General features: G+C 50.7%; 19 protein-coding genes. 5 read left to right on the top strand and 14 right to left on the bottom strand.

The window, feature by feature from the left end; genetic code table 11:
- Positions 1-89 precede the first annotated feature (89 nt).
- Positions 90-1,385 carry a hypothetical protein gene (locus tag KJS40_RS01780; protein WP_213538841.1) on the top strand — a complete coding sequence of 432 codons (1,296 nt, stop codon included), beginning with the start codon at positions 90-92 and terminating at the stop codon, positions 1,383-1,385.
- Positions 1,386-1,489: 104 nt separating this feature from the next.
- A complete protein-coding gene (locus tag KJS40_RS01775; protein ID WP_244859653.1) occupies positions 1,490-2,533 on the top strand; it encodes a phospholipase D-like domain-containing protein in 1,044 nt (347 codons plus the stop codon).
- Positions 2,534-2,793: 260 nt separating this feature from the next.
- Here the strand turns inward: KJS40_RS01775 and KJS40_RS01770 are convergent, their stop codons facing one another.
- The 7 genes from KJS40_RS01770 to KJS40_RS01740 form a co-directional block, all read right to left on the bottom strand.
- Positions 2,794-3,582: an SDR family oxidoreductase gene (locus tag KJS40_RS01770; RefSeq protein WP_244859652.1), complete on the bottom strand. Its 789-nt coding sequence runs from the start codon at positions 3,580-3,582 to the stop codon at positions 2,794-2,796.
- A 44-nt stretch (positions 3,583-3,626) separates the two neighbouring features.
- The gene (locus KJS40_RS01765; RefSeq protein WP_213538839.1) at positions 3,627-4,613 is read right to left on the bottom strand and encodes a Gfo/Idh/MocA family oxidoreductase; all 987 of its coding nucleotides are present in this window, start codon (positions 4,611-4,613) and stop codon (positions 3,627-3,629) included.
- A complete protein-coding gene (locus tag KJS40_RS01760) occupies positions 4,610-5,326 on the bottom strand; it encodes an acylneuraminate cytidylyltransferase family protein (RefSeq protein ID WP_213538838.1) in 717 nt (238 codons plus the stop codon). The genes KJS40_RS01765 and KJS40_RS01760 overlap by 4 nt, the downstream gene beginning before the upstream one ends.
- Before the next feature lie 187 nt (positions 5,327-5,513).
- Complete coding sequence (locus tag KJS40_RS01755; protein ID WP_213538837.1) at positions 5,514-6,449, bottom strand: hypothetical protein; 936 nt, start codon at positions 6,447-6,449, stop codon at positions 5,514-5,516.
- A 116-nt stretch (positions 6,450-6,565) separates the two neighbouring features.
- Complete coding sequence (locus KJS40_RS01750; protein WP_213538836.1) at positions 6,566-6,916, bottom strand: GlpM family protein; 351 nt, start codon at positions 6,914-6,916, stop codon at positions 6,566-6,568.
- A 235-nt stretch (positions 6,917-7,151) separates the two neighbouring features.
- Positions 7,152-8,582: a heavy metal sensor histidine kinase gene (locus KJS40_RS01745; RefSeq protein WP_213538835.1), complete on the bottom strand. Its 1,431-nt coding sequence runs from the start codon at positions 8,580-8,582 to the stop codon at positions 7,152-7,154.
- Complete coding sequence (locus KJS40_RS01740) at positions 8,569-9,240, bottom strand: heavy metal response regulator transcription factor (RefSeq protein ID WP_213538834.1); 672 nt, start codon at positions 9,238-9,240, stop codon at positions 8,569-8,571. The genes KJS40_RS01745 and KJS40_RS01740 overlap by 14 nt, the downstream gene beginning before the upstream one ends.
- A 756-nt stretch (positions 9,241-9,996) precedes the next feature.
- On the opposite strand from KJS40_RS01740, the gene KJS40_RS01735 reads away from it, so the two are divergent.
- The 3 genes from KJS40_RS01735 (at position 9,997) to KJS40_RS01725 (ending at position 13,612) form a co-directional block, all read left to right on the top strand.
- Positions 9,997-11,397 carry a surface carbohydrate biosynthesis protein gene (locus KJS40_RS01735; protein WP_213538833.1) on the top strand — a complete coding sequence of 467 codons (1,401 nt, stop codon included), beginning with the start codon at positions 9,997-9,999 and terminating at the stop codon, positions 11,395-11,397.
- 137 nt (positions 11,398-11,534) lie between these two features.
- Entirely contained in the window at positions 11,535-12,413 is an 879-nt protein-coding gene (locus tag KJS40_RS01730) for an N-acetylneuraminate synthase family protein (RefSeq protein WP_213538832.1), read from the top strand.
- Positions 12,413-13,612: an acylneuraminate cytidylyltransferase gene (locus tag KJS40_RS01725; protein WP_213538831.1), complete on the top strand. Its 1,200-nt coding sequence runs from the start codon at positions 12,413-12,415 to the stop codon at positions 13,610-13,612. Before KJS40_RS01730 ends, KJS40_RS01725 begins: the two co-directional genes overlap by 1 nt.
- A 52-nt stretch (positions 13,613-13,664) precedes the next feature.
- On the opposite strand, the gene KJS40_RS15190 is transcribed toward KJS40_RS01725, so the two are convergent.
- The 7 genes from KJS40_RS15190 to KJS40_RS01695 form a co-directional block, all read right to left on the bottom strand.
- A complete protein-coding gene (locus tag KJS40_RS15190) occupies positions 13,665-14,636 on the bottom strand; it encodes a hypothetical protein (RefSeq protein WP_244859651.1) in 972 nt (323 codons plus the stop codon).
- Position 14,637: 1 nt separating this feature from the next.
- On the bottom strand, positions 14,638-15,651 hold the full coding sequence (locus KJS40_RS15185; RefSeq protein ID WP_244859650.1) for an acylglycerol kinase family protein: 1,014 nt from the start codon (positions 15,649-15,651) through the stop codon (positions 14,638-14,640).
- On the bottom strand, positions 15,626-16,855 hold the full coding sequence (locus tag KJS40_RS01715) for a CDP-alcohol phosphatidyltransferase family protein (RefSeq protein WP_213538830.1): 1,230 nt from the start codon (positions 16,853-16,855) through the stop codon (positions 15,626-15,628). The genes KJS40_RS15185 and KJS40_RS01715 overlap by 26 nt, the downstream gene beginning before the upstream one ends.
- A 449-nt stretch (positions 16,856-17,304) precedes the next feature.
- A complete protein-coding gene (gene lptG / locus KJS40_RS01710) occupies positions 17,305-18,369 on the bottom strand; it encodes an LPS export ABC transporter permease LptG (protein ID WP_025041227.1) in 1,065 nt (354 codons plus the stop codon).
- Positions 18,366-19,454, bottom strand: a complete 1,089-nt coding sequence (lptF, locus tag KJS40_RS01705; protein ID WP_213538829.1) for an LPS export ABC transporter permease LptF — start codon at positions 19,452-19,454, stop codon at positions 18,366-18,368. Before lptF ends, lptG begins: the two co-directional genes overlap by 4 nt.
- 280 nt (positions 19,455-19,734) lie before the next feature.
- Positions 19,735-20,574, bottom strand: a complete 840-nt coding sequence (locus tag KJS40_RS01700; RefSeq protein ID WP_213538828.1) for a nucleotidyltransferase family protein — start codon at positions 20,572-20,574, stop codon at positions 19,735-19,737.
- A gap of 46 nt (positions 20,575-20,620) precedes the next feature.
- Complete coding sequence (locus tag KJS40_RS01695) at positions 20,621-21,772, bottom strand: N-acetyltransferase (protein ID WP_244859649.1); 1,152 nt, start codon at positions 21,770-21,772, stop codon at positions 20,621-20,623.
- Between the last annotated feature and the right edge of the window lie 111 nt (positions 21,773-21,883).

Raw genomic sequence — 21,883 nt, 5'->3', positions numbered from 1 at the left:
AATTTGCCGGCAATGAACCCATTTGATCCGTTTTTTAACTGTCAGGCGAAAATAATTCTGTCTGACGCAAACATTGTGCGACGGCTCATATGAAAGCGCTTTTTTTTCTACGCCATTACAATGACATAGATCATATCACTCCGGTCATCTCGAAATGGATCGAGGCGGGCCATATCTGCGATATCGTCCTGGTCGGCAGTCCAAAATTTCTCAGTGATTACCGTATTGAATTTCTGAGCAAGCTCGATGGTGTGCGAATTGCCCATATCCGTAATCTGTTGCCACCTCTCGAATTCTTGAGATGGCAGATGCAGATGCTCCTCCTGGTCAGCAGTTTGAGGCGCCTGTTTATAGGCCCTCTTATCGGTGCATTGGCCCGGATGTACGGTGCCAAACGGCGCGAACCGATCTGGCGGAGCACCACTAACCGCTTATTGCAGCGGAGTTTCAATGGTATTGATGAGGGTGTGATCGTATTTGACTGGATCACCAGAGATTCGCCTATTTCCGTGGAGTGGGTCGAGACGGTTGTGTCTACGGCACGAACCATGGGTTTTGGTACAGCATCGCTGCCGCATGGAGATAGTCCTCATGCCAGTCAACTGATACGACACCATGAGTGGAGACTCGAGCCGGATAGCCTGTTTTCTGCGGCGAGGATATTCGATAAGCTTGTGGTACCCAATGAATTGTGCGCAAAGCGCTTCCGTCCGTTCCTGGATGACCAGGCGATTGCTGTGCTGGGTTCTCCACGCTACTGTGACGAATGGTTGGAGAAATTGACAAAAATCTCTCCATCTTTGCTGACAGCCCGCTCCGGTAACCGGCTTAAAGTCGTGATGTTCTTGAGGAAGAGCAATTTTACGACGTTCTGGGAAGAAGTCAGCGAGGTGATCGGGATGATCGCCGCTTTTCCCGCAGTAGAATTAGTGATCAAGCCACATACGCGCGGCGGCCGGCGACAACCCCTGACCAAAGATTCGTCCCTGCATCGCCTGCCGAATGTAAGCGTGGCAAGCGATGATACCCATTCCATACATTTGATGAATTGGGCGGATGTTATTATCGACCTTGCCACTTCGGTAGTTTTTGAAGCAGTCAAGGCGAAAAAACCGGTGCTGGCCGCCGATTACCTGCATGCCGGACGTTCTGCGCTAGCCTGTTTTATACCCGAGACGGAACTGAAATGCCGGGATGATGTGTATAAAAGAATTGACGAGTTTCTTACCAGCGGTTGCGATTCCTTCTATGTGGAGGAACATCGGCTGCGATTCATCAATGAGATGCTTCACGTCGGTGGGCCGGATGTATTATCCCGCTATGTGGTTTTGCTTGAAGCGCAAGTGAAGGGAAGACCCGGAGCAAATGCTCAATCGTGTCTTTAGCATTAAACCCAGATAATTCATCAAGCCATGCGGATCAATAAATTGGCAGAGCCATTCAATTATTTCGCCTCGACAGCGATAACCAGATTTTCTCGGGATTAGCTGTGGAGAAAAGGCCTTCTTTCGAGATATATTTTGGCGGCCCCGACCAGCCTCCAGGTTACCTGCGCGATATATTGGAGGAGCATATTGCCGCGGTTCCGTCCGGCGGATCCATCGACTGGGTTACCTATTATTTTCGTGACCTGCGGCTCGCGGAAGCGATCATTCAAGCTTATAAACGCGGCGTCAAGGTTACCGTGACGCTAGCAGGCAAACCGCGGGTTCCCGATGCCAATGATGCTGTAATAGCAAGGCTTTCCGCACCTGATGGACTGGCCGAAGGACTTCGCGTTGTTACTCTCCCCGGTGTACCCGCACCGCCAGGAAAATCTTGGAAGCCGCAATTACACGAAAAACTCTACTGCTTTTCGCACCCGAAGCCCATAGCGTTTATCGGCTCTTTCAATCCATCAGGAAACGTGCCGGAGGAAAAGCCGGAGATCATCCGGGAAATAGGTGACCAGGACCGGGGGCATAATGTGCTTGTCGGACTCGTCGACCCACATCTTGTTGAGGGATTAATAAAACACGCTCGACAGCTGAATCGGGTACCGCCAGGGTTACTTTACCGGTTCTCTGCCAATGCAAATCTGGTGATCAGCAGCGTTGACACAACTATCTACTTCTGGCCCCGGATGCGCACGCACCCGGTGGTGGAGTTCTTGAGCCAGGTTGGCGGCACTGCGCGTGTCCGCATAGTTGCATCGCACATCAGAACAGAGAGCGCCGCCGATGTCATGATTGAGCTCGCCAATCGAGGGGCGGCACTGGAGATATTTGCAGATTCAACCTTCAGGCGCGTCACTGCGAAGGTGGAACAACGGCTCTCGGCCGCCAGGATCCAGTTCAAGCGAATCAGAAATCCCGAGCATCTTCCGATGCACCTCAAGTTCGTGCTGGTAGAAGAGCATGAGAAGGTATGGTCCTTTTTTGGTAGTTTCAATTGGACAAAACCATCATTCTGGCTCAACCATGAAATCGCCGCTATTTCAAGCGATCCCATACTTTTCAAGGCTTTCGCCGACCGATGTAATATGTTGGAATGAAAAAGGCAGATATGAACGGAAATCCTGGCTGCCTGTCGGATTTGAAGAATTGCAGCGAAAAAGTGACTGGGTGAGGATAGATTCTGCGGATTTTGAAGGTCAACAGTTATTCTATTGGCCGAAAAAGCAGTGAAATATGAAACAGGCTGCTAGCGCCCACAACTTGGAAATCCGAAATTGTAATACCCAAAACTCGGCTTTAACCAGAAATTACCTTTTGCAGTGTAGCTCACCTCGGTAAGGATCACGTCTTGAGGTATTCATAATGCAGTCCAGCCCCCATCCATGACAAGGTTTGCTCCGGTCATATAGCTCGAAGCATCCGAAGCCAGAAAAATAGCGGCTCCGCGGTATTCGTTTTTTTCTGACATGCGGCCAAGGATAGTCCGGGATGAATAGTTTTTAATAAACTCATCATCATGTTGATTCCAGACGCCACTGGGCGTGAGAAGGTTTACCCGTATGGCGGTATTCATATAATAAGCCGCTAAAAACTTCGTCAATCCCAACAAACCCGCTTTGCAAACGGAATAAACGGCGGGCTTGTATGTCTGGTTCTCCTGACCTGTTTTTTTATAAATACGTTGATCCGGCCCCACAAGTCCGTAGTTGGATCCCAGAAAAATGATAGAACCCTTTCCTGATTTTTCCATTACTTCGCATGCGGCCTGGGTGAATAAAAAAGCACCCGTCAAATTGACATCCAGAGAGGATTGCCAGAGTTCTTTTGGAAATTTAGTGAATTTGGAAAAAGAGGTGGTGTCGGAACCCCGTTCAAATTTCGGATCAATGGCGGCGCTATGGATAACAGCATCGATTCGATTGAACTGAATTTCGCATAACTGGACAATGGACCGGCAAGAATCGGTGTCGGTCACGTCCAGGACCTGGATCCATGTTTTCGTATTGGGATAAACGGAAGTAATTTCACTTTTTAGAGATTCGAGATCATCTCTCTTTAAATCTCCCAGTACTAAATGGGCGCCAGCCGAAGCGGCAGCCAGAGCGAATTCTTTTCCGAGCAGACCGGTGGCTCCACTGATGAGCACCACGCGGTCGGTAAGATCGAAGGGCGTATCTTTGTACGGTTGATTCATAGAGCAACCTTCTGATGAGTTTGAAGGGATTTTTTGACTGCCAGAGCGGTGTTCAGGACATCGATGCCGTCCTGTAAAGTGACTCGGGGAGTCGATCCTCGGGAAAGCGTCTCAATGAATTCTCCCATCATCGATAGAAATAACGTATTCCGGTCCCAGGTTGAAGGTAATTCCACTTCATCCAGGATTTGCCCATTTTGTTTCAGGGTAGTGCGGCGAGCGGGATAGTCCCAGTCTACGATGGCCTTTTCAGCCACGATATTCATATGGCGGACAGGCGGCTTTCGCCAATAATCCATCCGGAGCTGAACACAAATGTTTCGCTCGGTTTCGAACGTGATGAGCGCGGTATCTTCCGCTGTGATTTCAAGAGATGTTCGATGCCCTCCGATAGCAAAGACCTCCTTGGGTTTTCCGAAAAGCCAATGCAAATAGTCCAGCTCATGGATAAGCGTCAGAACAACACCTCCACCCTGATCCGCGCGCGCTGCATAACTCTGCCGGTAATCTTCCCAAGGGTGCCAGTCGGGCAGGTATTCTCCAAGATCCACTTGCACCGAATAGATCTTTCCGAGTTTATCCTGTTTGATCCATTCTTCGATTTTCTGCAGTCCCGGGTGCATCCGGAGTTGACACCCCACCAAAACTTTAGGCCCATTCAGAGTGAGGTAGCGAGCCAGTTCGGGCAGCCGCCATTTTTCATGGGCAATGGGTTTTTCAACATAAACGTGGGACCCTGCCTTAAGGGCTTTGATGAGCGTTTCCAGATGAAGGGAGGTAGGGTTGGCCACCACCACGAGGTCGAATTTGTGGCTGAGTGCGAGGTCGAGATCTTGAAAGACAGTAATACCTTCAGGGATGATCTCCATGGGAGGCGGAAGATTCCGGCTTCGCACCACGCCGAGTTCGCGAATTCCGAGCGTATGTAAATTGTTGAGGTGCCTGACTCCAATGGATCCAAGGCCAACCACCAAAGCTTTCAAATGGTGCTTCCTCGTCTTTCCATCAGAAATTCGGCCAGTTGAAACGAGAATTCATCGTCGATATCGATAGAGTCGTTGCTGTCGATCTTAAGCGGTAAGACGTGTGTGCCTGTGAGGGAATGTTTTTCCAGAATGGTCCGGGTGCGAATCAAATCCAGATAACCAATTTGCCAATACACCTTGGGCAAACTTTGCCTCGGCTCGTTGAAGGGCTCGGGAATGCCGGGAATGCTCAATAGCGCTTGCATAAATCCATCCGCTCCGATGGTCCACATTTTATAGGGATTTTGCCCCGGCTCGATGATTCCTCGAACCGAATCGGCTTCCGGATTTTTTTTCAGGAGCTCAGCAGCCTCTTCTATTTTCGAAACACTACGCGAGGGAGAAGTTGGACGGAATTGAAAGATAGCATCGGGAAGTGGAACTCGATTTTGCTCCAACCATCCCAAAAAATGATGAAATACGGGCAAATCCCGCGTGTCGTCCTGCGCGAGTTCACCAGGCCTTAAGAAAGGTACCTCGGCACCGGCATTTCTCGCGACCTTGGCAATTTCCTCCGAGTCCGTGCTGACAAAAGTTCGCTGGATGGAAGGACATTTGAGGGAAATCTCAATCGAATGGGCGATAAGGGGTTTCCCCCGCAAAAGCCGGATATTTTTATGGGGTACGGCCTTTGATCCTCCCCGCGCGGGAATGAGTGAATAAATTAACATCGACTACAGTCTGCACTGCTTCAATTCAGTAGGCTCGATAGCCCGTTTCGGCCGAAATGATGCGCTTGGGGTAAGGGGTTGTCAAGCGATGTTCCGAAGGGAGGAGCCATGGGACAACTAAACATGCCTGCGCCACAGCGACACAGACATGCGCCCAATCAGCCGTTCAGGCTACGGTGGAGCTGAGTTAGGCAATAAGCCAGTTTCCATTCAAGCAAAACTCGAGCTTCAACTTATTGAAGGGCCCGAGCGGTTCTTCCTGTAATTCAAAATAATGAATATCCCCAATGGTGTCGTGCAGATGGATCCAGTTTCGACGCAGATAGGATTTCAAAAAACGGGCATTGGCGGTTCTACCATCCACCAGAATAAGCGTGCCCGGTTCAAGAAAAAACTCAACTCTCAAAATATCCGCCGACATCGGCATTCTTGCTTTGCTGTTGAACGAGAAACCGTTTATCTCTTGTGTAGTGGCAAATTGCGAGGGACCGTCGAGATAGATAAAGTCAGGGGATATGTTGGGTAGTTTTGAATAAACGCTTGCGATTCTATTGTCGTGAATCAAAACATCAACAGAGCTATGAGAAATGGTGGCGAATGCTTGAAGCCTTGATCCAAGTCTTGATCTGGTGATTTCTAAAAAATGCTGCTCCTCTTCAACCGCATACACGTGAAATGGATTGTCGCTACGAATGGATTTTCTTGCCCACTCACCAAAGTGTCCGTCAAGTATGCGCATCGCGTCGGTGAGGATTACTGTGCTGTAGCCACTGCCAAACTCGAGAGCGTTGATGACCTTACGACTTAAAGCGATCCAATGAAGACGACACAAATCATCGTATTCGGGTTCAAACGGTTTTTCCTCAAACGCCGAGACGGATTTTTCGAGCACGGAGTTTTTGCTTGCCGCTCGATCTGCTTCCAATGCCTTACACAACGCTCGTAGAGAGAATAAATCAACATATTCTTCAACTCTTACTGGATCATGAAAACACGTGAGTGAAAATCTTTTTAACGAATCATTAACAGCGTGAAACGAAGGAGATAGAGCGACATCGGAAGTGTTAGCGGGAGGGGCTATAGACATCGGATATTCTCTCATCGGTTCGGTGGAAGCACTCATTTTATTTCGTAATGCCACGGACCTGCTGACAAGCTCAGTTTTTTTGTAGCAAGCCCAGAGTTAGTGCACGGCGAACGTGATTGTTCATCTGAGCGGCGCAAAACCGGGTCAGCTCATCAAACGATGCTTGTTTCAAATTTCATCCACAAAACCAGCAACAAGGCGGCAGACAGACACCACAATGCAGAGGCGCAGACAAGTGCCCATTTCAGGGGCATAAGGTCGACCAGCATATAGATAGCCACCAGGTAGACAAGAAGCGGGATCATGCCGCACAGACTGAACAAAATAGTATTTTTGAGTTCGTCATGAGTGCGTTCGCTACCGATGATGTAATGAGCGATCAGTGCAAAAGTGGGAAATAACGGCACCAGTCCGGCAAGATAGTAATTCTTCATATGCGCCAGCAAGCTGATAATTATTACCACAGAGGCACCCAGCAGTGCCTTGATAGACAGTGTCATCATATCGACTCCTTCCATTACCATTCCGATTTTCGAAGCGTATACATGTTTTCCGGTACCTGTTTCAAAAGTCATCGTGAAAATTATAGTAAAGGAATCCTGACGTAAAGATGGCGAAGTCATTACGAATCTGTAATGTTTGGGGAAGAGTTGCGCACTGAACAGGGCTATGGATGATGCTTTGCGAAGCCAGAGTGGGACGAGTTTGCTTGTCCGCAAGGGTAAAGCGACGGCATGGTTACGCCGGAAAGAAAAGCCGTACGGATGTACCTTGGCCGACGACGCTTTGCACAGCGATCTTGCCACGGTGGAGATCGACAATCGATTTTACGATAGCCAATCCCAGCCCAGCGCCTTCTGTTTTGATATTGCGAGAAGGACTGATCCGGTAGAAACGATCAAATATTTTTGGCAGATGTTCTTGCGCAATCCCCATCCCGCTATCACGACAGCCAACCTCGATCCCACCATCCATACTACGGATGGAAAAAGTGATTTCTCCACCAACCGGGGTGTAATGCAGGGCATTTGAAAGGAGGTTACTGATGGCCCTTCGGAAAAGAATCGGATCGGCGTTCATTTCCCCACTCCCTGTGCAAATTACCGAAACGTTTTGCTCCGCGGCTAACGCTTCATAAAAAGCAATAATTTTCTTGATTTCCGTGGACGCATCCATTGTTAGAGAAGTAATCATGGTCTGCGCACTGTCGGCTCTGGCCAAGAATAACAGGCTGTCCATCATGCGCGACAAGCGATCGTATTCCTCCAGACTTGACGCAAGTATTTCACGATATTCATTAGTCTCACGGAGCTTGGAAAGGGCTACTTCCGCTTCTCCGCGTAAATTGTTGATCGGGGTGCGCAACTCATGCGCCAGATCAGCTGAAAATTGGGAAAGGCGATTAAATGAATCTTCCAGCCGGTCAAGCATCGCATCAAACGCACGTGCCAGTGATACCAGCTCCTGAGGCCATTGCGCGACATCAATGCGTTCATGCAGTTGGCTTGCGGTAATGCGCTCGGCGGCCCTGGTAATATCAGCCAGGGGCTTCATGCCACGCTGCGCCGTGATTATTCCGACGGCTGCGGATACCAGAATGCCGATTAATAATACGCCAATCAAATAGCGCTCATATCGACTGACCAGTATTTCTTCGCCTGTTTCATCCAATGCCACATGAATTAGCCGTTTTGGCCTATTGGTGTCATTGTCGCCCGTCTGGGCAGCAATCAGTACATAGCTTCTATTGGCGGTAGAGCGCCATTTTTTCGCTTTTCCAGTCAGTTGATTTGGATCAGGAAATACGGTGGGCGGAATTTCTCGATCCATGCCATGAGCCTCGTAAAGCGTACGACCCGACTCATCCAGTATGCGACTGTAGGCACGATACTGGGAGTTGGAAAATCCAATATTTTCCTGTGAAATTTCACGTTCAAGCGCTTCTGTATTACCAGCCCGAAGAATAAGATCGAAAACTTGAACTCGGCTGCTGAGAAATTGCTCATCTTCTTTTTCCAGCGTGGTAATAAGAACCCAATATAGAAATCCTGAAGCAAAGATGAGCATAACGGAAGCCGATAATGCATAAAGCCAGGCCAGTTGCCTGGTAATCGACCAACCAGAAAAACCGGGGGTGACTTTTAATTGATGAGCATTATCGATCTTCAAACAGATATCCGACGCCGCGAACGGTATGAATCAGCTTTTTCTCGAATGGATCATCGATCTTACTGCGCAACCGGCGTATCGCCACATCGATGACGTTGGTATCGCTATCGAAGTTAATGTCCCAGACCTGTTCGGCAATCAGAGTACGGGATAAAACTTCTCCGGCACGTCGCATCAGCAGTGATAACAGCGCGAATTCCTTGGATGTCAGATCAAGGCGGTTACCCCCGCGTGTCGCCTTCTGGCGCTCGAATTCGATCTCCAGATCAGCAATTTTCAAGGTCTCGTTACATCGTGGTGGCGCGCGCCGTAATAGCAGGCGGACCCTGGCCAGCAACTCGGAAAACGCAAAAGGTTTGATCAGGTAATCATCGGCGCCGAGTTCCAATCCCTTGACCCGGTCTTGTATGGCATCTCTGGCAGTGAGGAAAAGTACTGGCATCTGTTTGCCCGCCTTGCGCAGCGTTGAGAGAACGGACCAGCCATCCCGGCTTGGAAGCATGACATCCAGGATGATCAAATCGTAATCGATATCGAGAGCCAGAAGCAGGCCCTCGTCGCCATTTTCCGTGGTATCGACAATATATCCTGACTCGGATAACCCTTTACTGAGAAAGGAGGAAGTCTTTTTTTCATCTTCGATGATCAGGATATGCATTAAATCAGGATATGCAATAAAGCACCCCGCCGCAAACAGCGGGGTATTAACTGTGCTCTTACAATTCGCTGGCTTTCAGCCAACCTTCGCCCCAAGGGGCGGAGAATTAAACCCGCAGAGATTAATATGGCTGGAATTGTGGAGCCTGACCCGGTTCAAAGTATAAGGGAACTGGAAATCATAACTAAATTCTGCGTTTAAGGCATTTTGATTTTCCGCTTCAGCGCCTGATGCAAAAGGGTAATTCACCTGCTCGCGCCCTGCCGCAAAAACGATAGCCGAATATAATGTGCTGTACCCGGCACGAGTTCTATTACTTTGATCGGGTTCGTGCGTCTATAATACTGATGATTTACCATAAAGATGATCTCAATTGCTTCCGCAGGTCATTCAAACTCGTCACGTTGAGAATAAGGATTCTTTCTTACAAGAAGCAATTGCACGGAAAAAAACTCCGTACATCCCATTCACCCATCAGTTTTCATCTCCATGCGCCCGGACACGACGACTTGGGCGTCGCCCTCCATTTTGCCCCTTCATACTTCATACCTTCATCAGGAACTTTGATATCTCGAACCATGAATCCGATTGAATCGACGTTTGCGATGATGCAATCAATATCTATCTGTGCAACCAGTGCGGCCTCAGCATTATCGCGCACGTTTCGTCACATACGAATGATTTACCTTGCGCCCGCAGCAATGCGATAATAAAGCGTTTATACATTGAGTAGATCAAAAGGTCTGGAAGAAGAATATGGCGAATTCCGCCTCGACTCTTATTATTCCCGTTGAAAATCAGGTGCGTGAACTGGACGCGAAACTCCTGCTGTCCTGCGTAGCGGCAGAGCGTGGTTTTCCGGTTATTCTCGGTTCGCGTGCGTTTGTCCATTTCGAGGTGGCGTCGCTTCCACGAGGGGTGTATCTGGCGAAAAGCATGCGCAGCCTGAGCAATTCGATGTTCAGAATCTTGCGTTTGCTCGGACATGAAATCGTCGCATGGGAAGAAGAGGCGCTGGTTCACCCGCCCCCCGACACCTATTTCACCGTTCGACTGTCTCCGACGACGATCAGGAATGTGTCCCACATATTTGCCTGGGGCCAGGAAAATGTCGACTTGCTTCAGCAGTATCCGCAACTGCCTGCAAATATGCCTATCCATATTACCGGAAATCCTCGCGGGGATATATTGCGGCCCGAAATGCGACCCTACTTTGATACGGAAGTAGAGAAATTGCGTAAACTTTACGGTAATTTCATTCTTATCAACACGAACTTTACTGAGGTAAACCCCTTCATTCCGAATGTTGGTTTGTTTGTGCCGTCGAAAGATGGGCAAAAGAAGTCCCGGCGCGGCCAGGCGGGGATTGGGATGAGCCGCGAATTTGCCGATGGATTATGGGATCATAAGCAGGCAATACTGGAGGATTTCAAGCAACTCATTCCCGCCCTCGAACGGGCTTTTCCTGATCTGACGATCGTCGTCCGGCCACATCCGAGTGAAAATTTCAAGGTATACAATGAGATCGCCGCCAAGTGCCGGCGAGTGAAAGTCATCAATGAGGGCAATGTCATCCCCTGGCTTCTGGCTGCGAAGACAATGGTGCACAATGGTTGCACGACGGGACTGGAGGCTTATGCGCTTGGGGTGCCCGCTATATCTTACCTTGCGACATTCAACGAGTATTATGACTATGAGTTTCAGGGCCTGCCCACCAAGCTAAGCTATCAGTCCTTCAATTTTGAAGAATTGCAGCATACCTTGACCGGAATTCTTGAAGGCAAACTGGGCGTCGCGGGAGGTGAGGAACGCAAGGCACTCATCGATTATTACCTGGCGGCTCAAAATGGGCGTTTGGCTTGCGAGCGCATCGTCGATATCCTTGAGGAAAATGGCTATGGTAGAAAGCAGCCGCCCTCACCCCCGATCGGAACATTTGTTCAGGGCTGGACACTTGCCAAGTTAAAAGCTTCGGTCACAAACTTGAACATGCGCCGTCCTGGCCCCAACCGGCTTTCGTACCATGACCATCGCTTCCCCGAGATCACGGTTGCGGAGATCGAACAGAAGATCGGGCGTTTTGGCCATTTATTGAATCGTTTCGGCAATATCAGAGTCAAACAACATTCAAGACACCTGTTCAGAATCCAGGGTTAGCCAATCTTCGAACTAAACCTCACGATCTTTCAAAAAAACTTTCCGAATCCGTCCGATATAGTGGCGGCACTCGCCAAAGATGGGTTCGGGTTTTATATTTATTTCATTTGCAATCAAAGGATAGTCGTAAATCATTTATGAAGAAACCAAAAATCATTGCTGAAATAGGCTGTAATCATAAGGGGGATATGGAGATCGCCCGCGAAATGATAGGAATCGCGGCAACATTTGCGAAATGCGATTTCGTAAAATTTCAAAAGCGTTCGAACAGGGAATTACTTACCCCTGAAGAATATAGCGCACGCCATCCTAACCCCCAAAACAGTTATGGGGAAAGCTATGGCGCGCATCGCGAATTTCTCGAATTCGACATGGATCAGCATCGACAATTACAACAATGGTGCCAGGAGGTCGGGATCGGCTACTCGACGTCGGTCTGGGATCTTACCTCGGCAAAAGAAATTGCCAGCCTCAGCCCGGAATTCATCAAGATACCCTCGGCATGTAATCTCAATTTTCCCATGCTGCGGTATCTTGCTGACCATTATGGCGGTGACATTCACATATCCCTCGGCATGACGACCCCTGCTGAACAAGAGCAGATCGTGCAATTGATGGAGAAGTGCGGCGCCGCCGACCGAGTTGTTCTGTACGCCTGCACGTCCGGGTATCCCGTTCCTTTTGATCAGGTCTGCCTGCTGGAGATACAGATCCTCAGCGATAAGTTTGGCTCCCGCGTCAAGGAAATCGGGTTCTCCGGTCACCATCTTGGCATTGCCGTTGATATTGCAACGGTGGTTTTAGGCGCATCCTGGATTGAACGGCATTTCACATTGGACCGGACCTGGAAGGGAACCGACCATGCCGCCTCGCTGGAACCGGACGGGCTGCGCAGGTTGGTTCGGGATGTTCGCAACGTCTGCAAGACATTACGGGTCAAGGAAAATGAAATGACAGAAATCGAGCTTTCGCAGCGCGACAAGCTCAAACGCGTGCAGGGAGTTCACTTCAACTGATGCGTTGGGTAGCTCTCATACCTCTGCATGGAAATTTCGAATCGATTCCGATTCTCCGAAATGCTACGCGCCATATTGCGGGACGGCCGTTATTCGCCTGGGTCCTGGAGCAGGCCATCGCATCCGGGTGTTTCGACACCATTTATGTCATTACTGACTCATCGGTGGAGATTCGCAAAAAAATATCCGATGAATTTCCAACGTCTGACAAGACGATAAAGGTTCTGGATTACGCCGCCGTGAAGGATGACGGTAGCATGGACAGTGCGCTGCTTGAGTTTCAACAGAAGATTCCTTTTGATGTCGTATGTCTGGTTCAGGCCGCTTCGCCCCTCACGCGGGCGGAAGACTTTCGCGCCGCCAAGCATAAATTTCTTTCTGAAAACCTGGATTCCCTTCTAACCGCCGTGCAGTCCAAACGCTTCTTTTGGACCCCGGCAGGTGCGCCGGTTGACCATGACCCCCGGAAACGCCCTGTGCCCAAAGATATTGAAGGGTATCTGGTGGAAAATGGCGCTTTCTATCTAACCGGGGCGAAATCGCTCAGAGATCACGGCTGCCGTTTAGGTGGCCACATCGGCATCCATGAAATGGCTGCCGAGACCGCAATCGAGGTGATCGATGAAGCAGCCTGGATGGCTGTAGAGCAGCTTTTGTTGAAACAAAACCTGATATCGGCGAAAGCTCGCGCCTCACAGGTTAAAGTGTTGGTGCTTGATGTAGACGGTACACTGACCGACGCCGGAATGTATTATGGACCCGCCGGTGAAGCACTGAAGAAATTCAATACGCGCGATGCCCACGGCTTGCAGTTGTTGCGTGAAAACGGGATCAGCGTGTGCGTTATCAGCAGTGAGGATAGTCCCGCAGTCGCAGCCAGAATGAAGAAACTTCGCATTGATGAATATTATCCAGGTGTACAGAATAAACTCCCGCTTCTCCTAGAGTTGGCACAACGCTGGGGCATTTCCCTGCAAAATATCGGATACGTCGGCGACGACCTCACCGATCTGAAGTGTTTAAGCCGGGTGGGTAGTGCTTTTTGCCCAGCGGATGCCGTTCCGGAAATTCTGCGGCAAGTTCACTACGTCTGTAAGTACTCTGGCGGCCATGGTGCGGTCCGCGAAGTTTGCGATCTGATTCTTCAATCAAGCGAAACGACACCTTACAGGTCTGCTGAAGCAGAGGCATACTCATGATCCCTGGTTCGCCCATATAGGGTCCAATCCCGGCGTCGACGCTTGAGCGAGGCTAACGCATTACGCCTCGCCGCAACAATCTCCACGAAACTTTCAGACCCCAAAGCAGCGGATGGCGCCGCAACAAGGGGGTTACCTCGACACGGACCCCGGTATGGCGCTCTATTTTCCAGGCGGCATAATTAATGCTGTCGTGGAAAGTGAATGCCGCCTTTGAAAGGCGCAGTACAGACAGGATTTTCCCCTGCCAGCGGCGTAATCGCCAACGCCATAATGAGCCGCGCCGCTCTGCCGCCCCCGTTAAACATCGATAATTCCCATCCGGCAATACCTCTAGCGTTTCCGCTAATGCCGATGCGGCGCATCGGGTCAAGCGTGCGTAGTCATCCAGATTGAGCTCCACGAGCTGGCGGGCACGCGTCGACCGCTCAGGCCGCAATTCCGCCGCATAGGTCTGGGTCAATCCGTTGGTCCAGATTGCCTCGGCGCTCACTGCCGGCGACTCCAGCAATGGAAGACTGGCTTCGAGAAATGTTATCACTGCATGGGCCAGCGCTCGATTGACCCTCATGCGAACCGTTTCGTCACGTGCATACAGCAATCGGGAGGGCTGAGCAAAACGCGCCCATAGATAGGGGTGAAACCAGTGCTGGGTGCCTTGCTCAAAATCTGCCATCGAAACCACCGCGTACTTGGCGCGGAACTTCTTTTCCTGCGCGGACGCCTCAAGAAAAAATACGTTTGGCGGCAACCAGGCATTTAGAACGGCTAAATAACGCTCTGGATAAGCTTCGCTGTAGCTGTTCACTACAGCGTAGAAATCCACCACCCCATCACCGATCTCGTGGGAACGCAGGCAAGATCCATAAAGAAGCACCGCTTCCAGCGATGACCCGAAGCGGGTTTTCAACGCTTCGACAAGAATAAGAAAATCCGCCGATACAACTTTTGAACTCAGCGAGGCCATCTCTGAAATCAAGTCATCCGGGAGCTGCCGATCGGGTACTGAGGTGTTGCTTGTCATATCATGAGTCTGCGTTTGCGCTATTCGCTACCAAAAAGCTGATCGGACCCGCTGCGGTAATACGCAGCGGTCCATCTTGACTCGCCGCACGGTAGGATTCACCATCGACGATATAATCGTCATCCATCCGCAGTTCCAACACCCTGTTATTACAGCTGTGATAGCCGTCTTTTTCCTTGAGGAGATCTCCACGACCCGAAAGTAATTGAAACAATGAGCGTAAGGGGCGCTTTGACTGCTGACGGACAAACGTCACATGTAACGGCTCCTGCTCTTGTCCCCAGTACGGACGCATGCCGAACAGCAATCGATCGAGGGTACTTGCGAAGAGAAACGCGAAGGTGCCGCGGTGCAACTCAATACCCTTGTCGATAATTGATAACTGAACCGGTGCCCATGCTCCGTGCCGCCGCCCTAAAATCAAACCGATAATGTATCCTATGGTGATGATAGCTGAATAAATTTCTCCAGTGATACCCAATTGTTTTATTTTGCTCTGGGAGAATATTACTGCCCGGGCAATAAGCCCGACACCGAAGAACATCCCATAAACCTTTGCCGCTTCGCTTTGTTCGATGCACAGCACATGACGCTCCAGCAGCAAGGGGGGCGTCTGCTTCAGCAGATAATCCCGCAACTGCTGAAGAATAGACTCCGGGCTGCCGCTGATGCCCAGATCCAAAGCTGTCATGTTGGTTGTCCCCCCCGGCACGACCGTCAACATGGGCCATTTTGCAAGGGGTTGCGTGGCAAACAAGTGACATAACACGCCCTGTACCGTACCGTCTCCGCCAACGATTATCAGCAAATCGATACCGGCATCTATAAAGGCATCCACCGATGCGTTAATCTCCTGTGCATTGGTCACTTCTCTGCAGACAGCGCCCGGAATCTCCGTGAGCGCTCGCCTTATCGCATCTTTACGTTTGCGAATACGTCCGCTGAGAGGATTGAAAAGCAACCCGGTCGCAGGTGCTCCAGACCTCAATCTATCCATGCGTGACTTTTCTATCATTTACCTTAACCGTTAAAGGGACAAAAATACGAACAGCAAGTTTTCCATCATCCCGACCCGGCACAATTTCCTCAAACCATGATCGCAAAGGACCGTGAAGCCGCCGCGCTTGCCAACCCATCATTAATCGGAGAGCAAGAAACGCCGTTGAGACCAGATGCCAGATGACCACCGACCAGAGGCCAATGTCAGGCCTGTCCATGAGCCAGCCGAACGTCAGCAGGATGAGGTTGGGATTACGCCGGGCAGTGATGAGCCGGCTAAAAGAATCCAGCGGTCGCCAGATGAAGATATCAAATGACCCAACCCAGAATTGGAACGCCCCTTCACACAAGCGGCCGCCAATATAACCGATAAGTATCAACCAGAACAATACCGTCAGGGTGAATGGCGGCGTTAACGCCGCCGCCAACCCTACACCCCAGGCAATATACCAGAGCGGCGGATGAATGATATCCAGACCGTGATCGAGCACATCCCCCAAGCGGCTTGAGGTGACAGTGACTCGCGCCAATTTTCCGTCAACGGTGTCCAGAAAGGTCATCAGCCACCCCATCACCAGACCCGAACCATAGTAGCCATGCCAGAACGCAACCCCTGCCAGTACGGCAAACACAAGACTGAGCAGCGTAACGTGATTAGGCCGTATACCGAAACGTACGCAAAAGCGTACAGTCCAGAATGCGGGAACCGGCCAGAGCCATTTTGTCACGAGATCGGTCACACCCTTGTAAGATCGCGTAAACAGTTCGGATTCGAGCGTTTGCCGGTTATCATTGTTGATAGGGAAAACGTACGGAGGGTCTCTCTTCTTGAGATTTTGCCGGAGGCTTGATAAATCGAGGTCCTTCAGCGCATAAAGCGGGAAGTCGGAAAAAGTTCGCCCATCTTCTCCATCCACAAAATCCGCCAGTACATGATGCACATCACCCTCGATAATCCGGATCGCGGCGGGTTGACCCTGGTTGCTGCCGAGCACAAGGTTTGTTTTTGCGTTAATCAACGCCGCCAATACCCTAGCATCGAATAGATGATCCGCACGAAGCAACAGTGCCGATGCATGCACCGGAATCTGCTCGGGGTCATCGACCAACCGGGTCTGCGAAAAGGGCTTCAACATGCGCTGCAAGCGCTCGCGGCCGCTCAAGCCCCAGATATTCGTCTCACTATCGCCGACGATATAGATGTAAACTGACTTTGGCATATTTCGAGTTGTTTGTCTGATTGTGGTCTGGTTTTAGAAATTTTGAACAGCCTCTGCGGAGCGCTTGGGTGGCAACCGAGCTGGCCAAGACTGGAAAGGGCGTAAAGCGAACATGAAGGCTGCGGATCGGCCTTGGAAGCCCGGACGTGAAACGCAATGAACGTCTGATACCGAAACCCGAAGGAAGACCAGCGCAATGGGATAGGGGTCGGTCTGCTTCATCAGGCTCCAGGCAAGGCAGGCTGGCACTATTTACGTCTTTTGCCTGAAGATGACATTCTCACGATGATGCTACTGAGACATCCTCTCGCCCAGGGGGACTTGTTCAGAATTCCTTCGTATTTGTTTGACTGGGAAAATTGCGCAGATTGCGGTATCGGTAACACGGCGGAGATGATCAGAAATGGATGCGGTCTTGTAACCTAATGACGAAAAATAAGCAAGAAGCTCTAAAAAATTCGCCGCAACCAGAAACTCGCAAGAGCGATTAGCACCAACCCGGGCAATAGCGCGGTTAGCGCCGGGTTCAGGTGCAGCAGCAAACCCGCATTGGCAATAATCTGATCAAACAGGTAGACGCTGATACCGAGCATGGACGCAACGACAAGTCTGTTGGCAAGACCGGCCCGTACCGATCCGAAAACAAACGGTATCGAAAGCAGTAACATTGCAATTGTCGTCAATGCGCCGCCGACCTTCCGCCATAAGGCAAGTGCATAAGCATCCGCTTCTTGACTGGTAGCGCGTAAAAAACGGACATGCAGAAACAGATCGATCGGCGAAAGACTCTCCGGAGGCTTCGTCAGCGTCGAAATATCATCCGGATTCAGAAATGATTTCCACTGCATCGAATTCGTGCTTACGGATTCTATCCGGTTTTCGGTAAACGTTTTAGTGGTAACGTCGTTAAATTCCCACAGATCACCGTCGATGAAAACTGCATACTTAGCGTAGGTATAGGTTAGCAGAAGGCCATTGTCGTCAAAATGCATTAGCTCGACATCCGCTGCTTTCCCCGCATGCAGCATCTCACCGATACGCAATATATTTCGTTTGTCCCGGGTCCAGATACCCAGTTGCTTCCCAAGCGCGGCGCTCTTCTCAAGCGCAACGGCCCGCGAAGAAATAGCCTTCTGCTGCAATTGGGGAGCGACAAATTGATCCAGTACCATGGTAACCAATAAAAGGACCAACCCAACCGCAAGTGGAGGAAGGCTGATACGGGTTGGGGATAGACCTGCCACGCGCAATGCTGTCAACTCTGACCCGACCGCCAGCCGACCCAATGCGACAACATTACCCAGCAACACGATGAAAGGCGCAAGCTGGATAAATCTGCGCGGCAATAGTAAGGCCGTATTCAGGAACGCGTCCTCGACTTGATAGGTGCCCTTGCCGACATCACCAAGCTGATCAAGCAAGTCGAGAAAACCAAATAGCGGCAGGAGTATCACCGTAGCGATTCCCAGACCCATGACGATCTGAAACGCCAGATAGCGATTGATTATCGTCATCTGCGCAGAAATAACTTCTGCCGGAACCCGGTGGATAGCAGGCTGAACGCAAACAGGGCCATCAATATATAAAGCCACCAGACACCGGGTACGCTACTGATAGTACCCTGCTCGACCCATGTCTGGGCTAATCCACTCAGGATATAGTAGATCGCGAAAACGGCGGCTGCACCATAAAAAGACCTTTCACTTTTTCCCTGACGAGGGGAAGTACGGCTGAATGGCACGGCGATAAGGGCCAGGAGAATCGTAGCAATAGGACGTGAAATCCGCCATTGGAATTCAGCAACGTCACGCGGCTGATCGGATTTCATCAACGTGGCCGTGGCCGTCGCCTTTCGTCTGTAATTCAGTATATTTCCGCTATCGGTAAAATAGACCAATCTCTCGAAGTGGACGACAGTATCCTTCGTTCCTGAATGCGTGAGCCGGTAAATGGAACCATCCAGCAAATGTATCTGGGGCCGTTGGCCCGCTATGGGCTCCTGCTGATAGGCCTCCTTGGCCACTATGATCTCGCTGGTTCCATCTTTATTCATGTAGTGGAATACATCTTTCATTTGCTTACCGGCGCCATCCTTGCTTTGTATGTAAACCACTCTGCCATTACTCTTGTCTTTGCCCTCGCTCCCATAAAAACGCCCGGCCTGGAATCGATCGATATTCAATTCCGCCTCTGCCTGTGCGCTCATCATGTAACTTTCTTCATATGCCCATGGACGCACGAATACGGAAAGAAGCCCGCTGGCAATCCCCACAGGAATGGCAACGATAAGAACAGCAAAGATTATGCGATTTTCGCTGACACCAGCGGAACGTAAGACGCTGATTTCCTGATCTCTATATAAACGCCCAAGCCCCATGACTACCGCGACATACAAGGAAATCGGCATCAACACTTCCAATGCGATCACCGTCTTAAGCAGCACAACCTTCAGCATGGCGCCGACACCGAGCGACTCCGACATTGCCCCGGCCAGAAAATTGGCACTGCTGAAACTCGAAAACAATGTCGACAGGATTACGGCTATCACCGTAAACGGCATCAACAATTCCCGCGTGATGTATCGATCGATTATCTTCACGGATTTCTTTGCCGCTATGTAATGAGACAGCCTTTAACCTAAATCCGGTAGTTGGACGGGGTGAAGTGTACGGTTTTTGTGGTACAGGGCAAGGCGCAACGACGCGGAATGGTCGTTCCATTCCAAGAAGTTGCAACGCAGCCATGTGCCCCAAAAACTGTGCAATTCACCCCGTAGCGCCCTCACCCGGAAAGTGGGTGTCAAATAATATGAAATATTGTTATTAATCATGACACTGATCTATTAAATGAGCGGTCAACTACCGGATTTAGGTTTAAGGCTAGGGGATAAGATCATGCGAATCTGCCTGCTCTTGAGCAAGCGGTGCCGCTCTCGCCAGAACGGATTCCACAAGCAGCATATCTTCAACCTTATCGACATCAACGCCAGCCTGCGGGTATGGCAAAAACACCGGCCGCACTCTGATGCCGGTTTTGGCTAAAACTGCTTTCAATCCCTTATCAACCGTCAATATCCCCAGCAAATAGGAGAGGACCGTCATGAACCCAAAAGTGCGGGAGATCAATAACCACGGGCGCTTGCGCAGATCTTCCGCACGCTGCCAGAACGAAACCAGACCCCTTCCCCGATGATTGAGAAACGCATAAAGATTGCAGCCACAGACCCCACCATCCTGTAGTCGTATTACGGTTCGTTTTACGCCGGGAAACGCGGCCGCGACAACTTCATGCTTGACCACGCCTACCGTTGCATCACTGTGTGCCGTTAGCGATTTGCTTAAAAAATATTGCACGATAGAGGGCGTCAATAATGCGTGATCCGCTGTCGTCAGCAAGACAGGCGCGTCCTGATCAATCTGTTCGAGGCCGCTGTTTGCGCTTCGACTGGGAGAATCCAGATTCGGTAGCCAGATAACGCGCCCGCTTTTAACGCGTTCCTCCAACTCCGGGCAATCGGGGAGAATCGATGCCGGCGGACCCAATATGACGATTGTTTTCACCATATTGCTGGCTTCCAGCGCATCCAACACGCGGATGATCATTGGCGTGCCGCAAATGGGGGCTATTGCCTTGCAGGCCACGCCGGTTTTACCCGCGACGGGATCATTGGCAGCGCGGTCCGCCGCCAGCACCAGCGCGATAAACTGATCCGTTTTCATTTTGAATCCCTGGTTTGGCACTTGGTTTGGCGTTTGGGTGCGTTGATCACAGTGTTTTTCCATAGATGCGATAACGCTTATACTCCCGGCAGCCCAAGCTATCCAGAACGGCGCGCATGGGTTTGTTATCTTCGAGTATCCATGACAATTCAACCGCCTGAACGCCCACGGCGCGCGCCAGCTTCTTCGGCGCGTCGATTACCATAAAAGCCAGCGCCATGCCGAGCGGGGTATTATGGAACTGCTTGCGCACCCCCATCAAAGGTATCCGACCCGTGCGTACCATCCCCCTGGATTTTATCCGGCTCAGCTTGACCCAGCCAAACGGGAACAGGCTTCCGTCAAGCTCGGCGAAAATTTCGTTCAGGTTCGGCAATGCCACCATGAATGCGGATGGAACGCCATCCACTTCGGCAATCTGAATGCAATCATCGGGTACGAGCAGACGAAGGCTGGTACCGAGTTCGGCAAACTCAGCCTTGGTAACAGGAACGAATCCCCAGTTTTCCGACCAGGCATCGTTGAATATATCACGCAGTATTTCCATTTCCTCGCTAAACCTGTCGCGGCGTAGCGGCCTCAAACGTACCTGATCCGAAAACTTTGCGATCAGGGCACTCATCAAGCGGGGCACCTTGAAGTCCACCTCCACCCAGTAGGCAAGCAGATCTTTTACCGGCTGGTAGCCCTGCTCTTCGAGTAACCGGCCATACCACCGGCGCGAATGCGGCATCATTACCATTGGAGGCGTATCGAAACCATCCACCAGGACGCCGCATTCCTGATTAATGGATAAATTGAACGGCCCGGTTACGTGCCTGGTATGCCGGGCAGCCAGCCATTCCTCAGCGGCACGCACCAATACGGCGGCCACTTCTGCATCATCTATACACTCGAACAATCCGAAATGACCCGTTTCCGGGCCATAGCGCTGCCGATGAAGCTGATCAATTTGAGCGCTGATCCTTCCCACGGGTTGGTTATTCCGGTAGGCGATCCAAGCCTGCCATTCACCATGCTTGAAGAATGGGTTGAATCTTGAAAAATGAAACCGTCGCTCCAAGCGCAATGGCGGTACCCACATGGAGTCATCGACGTAAATGCGCCAAGGAACGTCAATAAACACGCCAATGTCATTTCGACTCGTAACCGGATGGGCGGTGACCTCCTGGCGGGTTGGCTGGAAGGAATCATCCATGAGATAGCGTCGACGGATGCGAGTAATTCGCTAAAATGATGTCCAGCCCAAGAGAAAACAAATTTGATTCAATCTGCACGGAGTGTGGCAATATCCCTTCTCGTTTGTAAC

The organism is Nitrosospira sp. NRS527 (assembly GCF_018406445.1).
Lineage (GTDB): Bacteria > Pseudomonadota > Gammaproteobacteria > Burkholderiales > Nitrosomonadaceae > Nitrosospira > Nitrosospira briensis.
The sequence above is the reverse complement of the archived record's forward strand: the minus strand, read 5'-3'. Positions and strand labels throughout refer to the sequence as shown.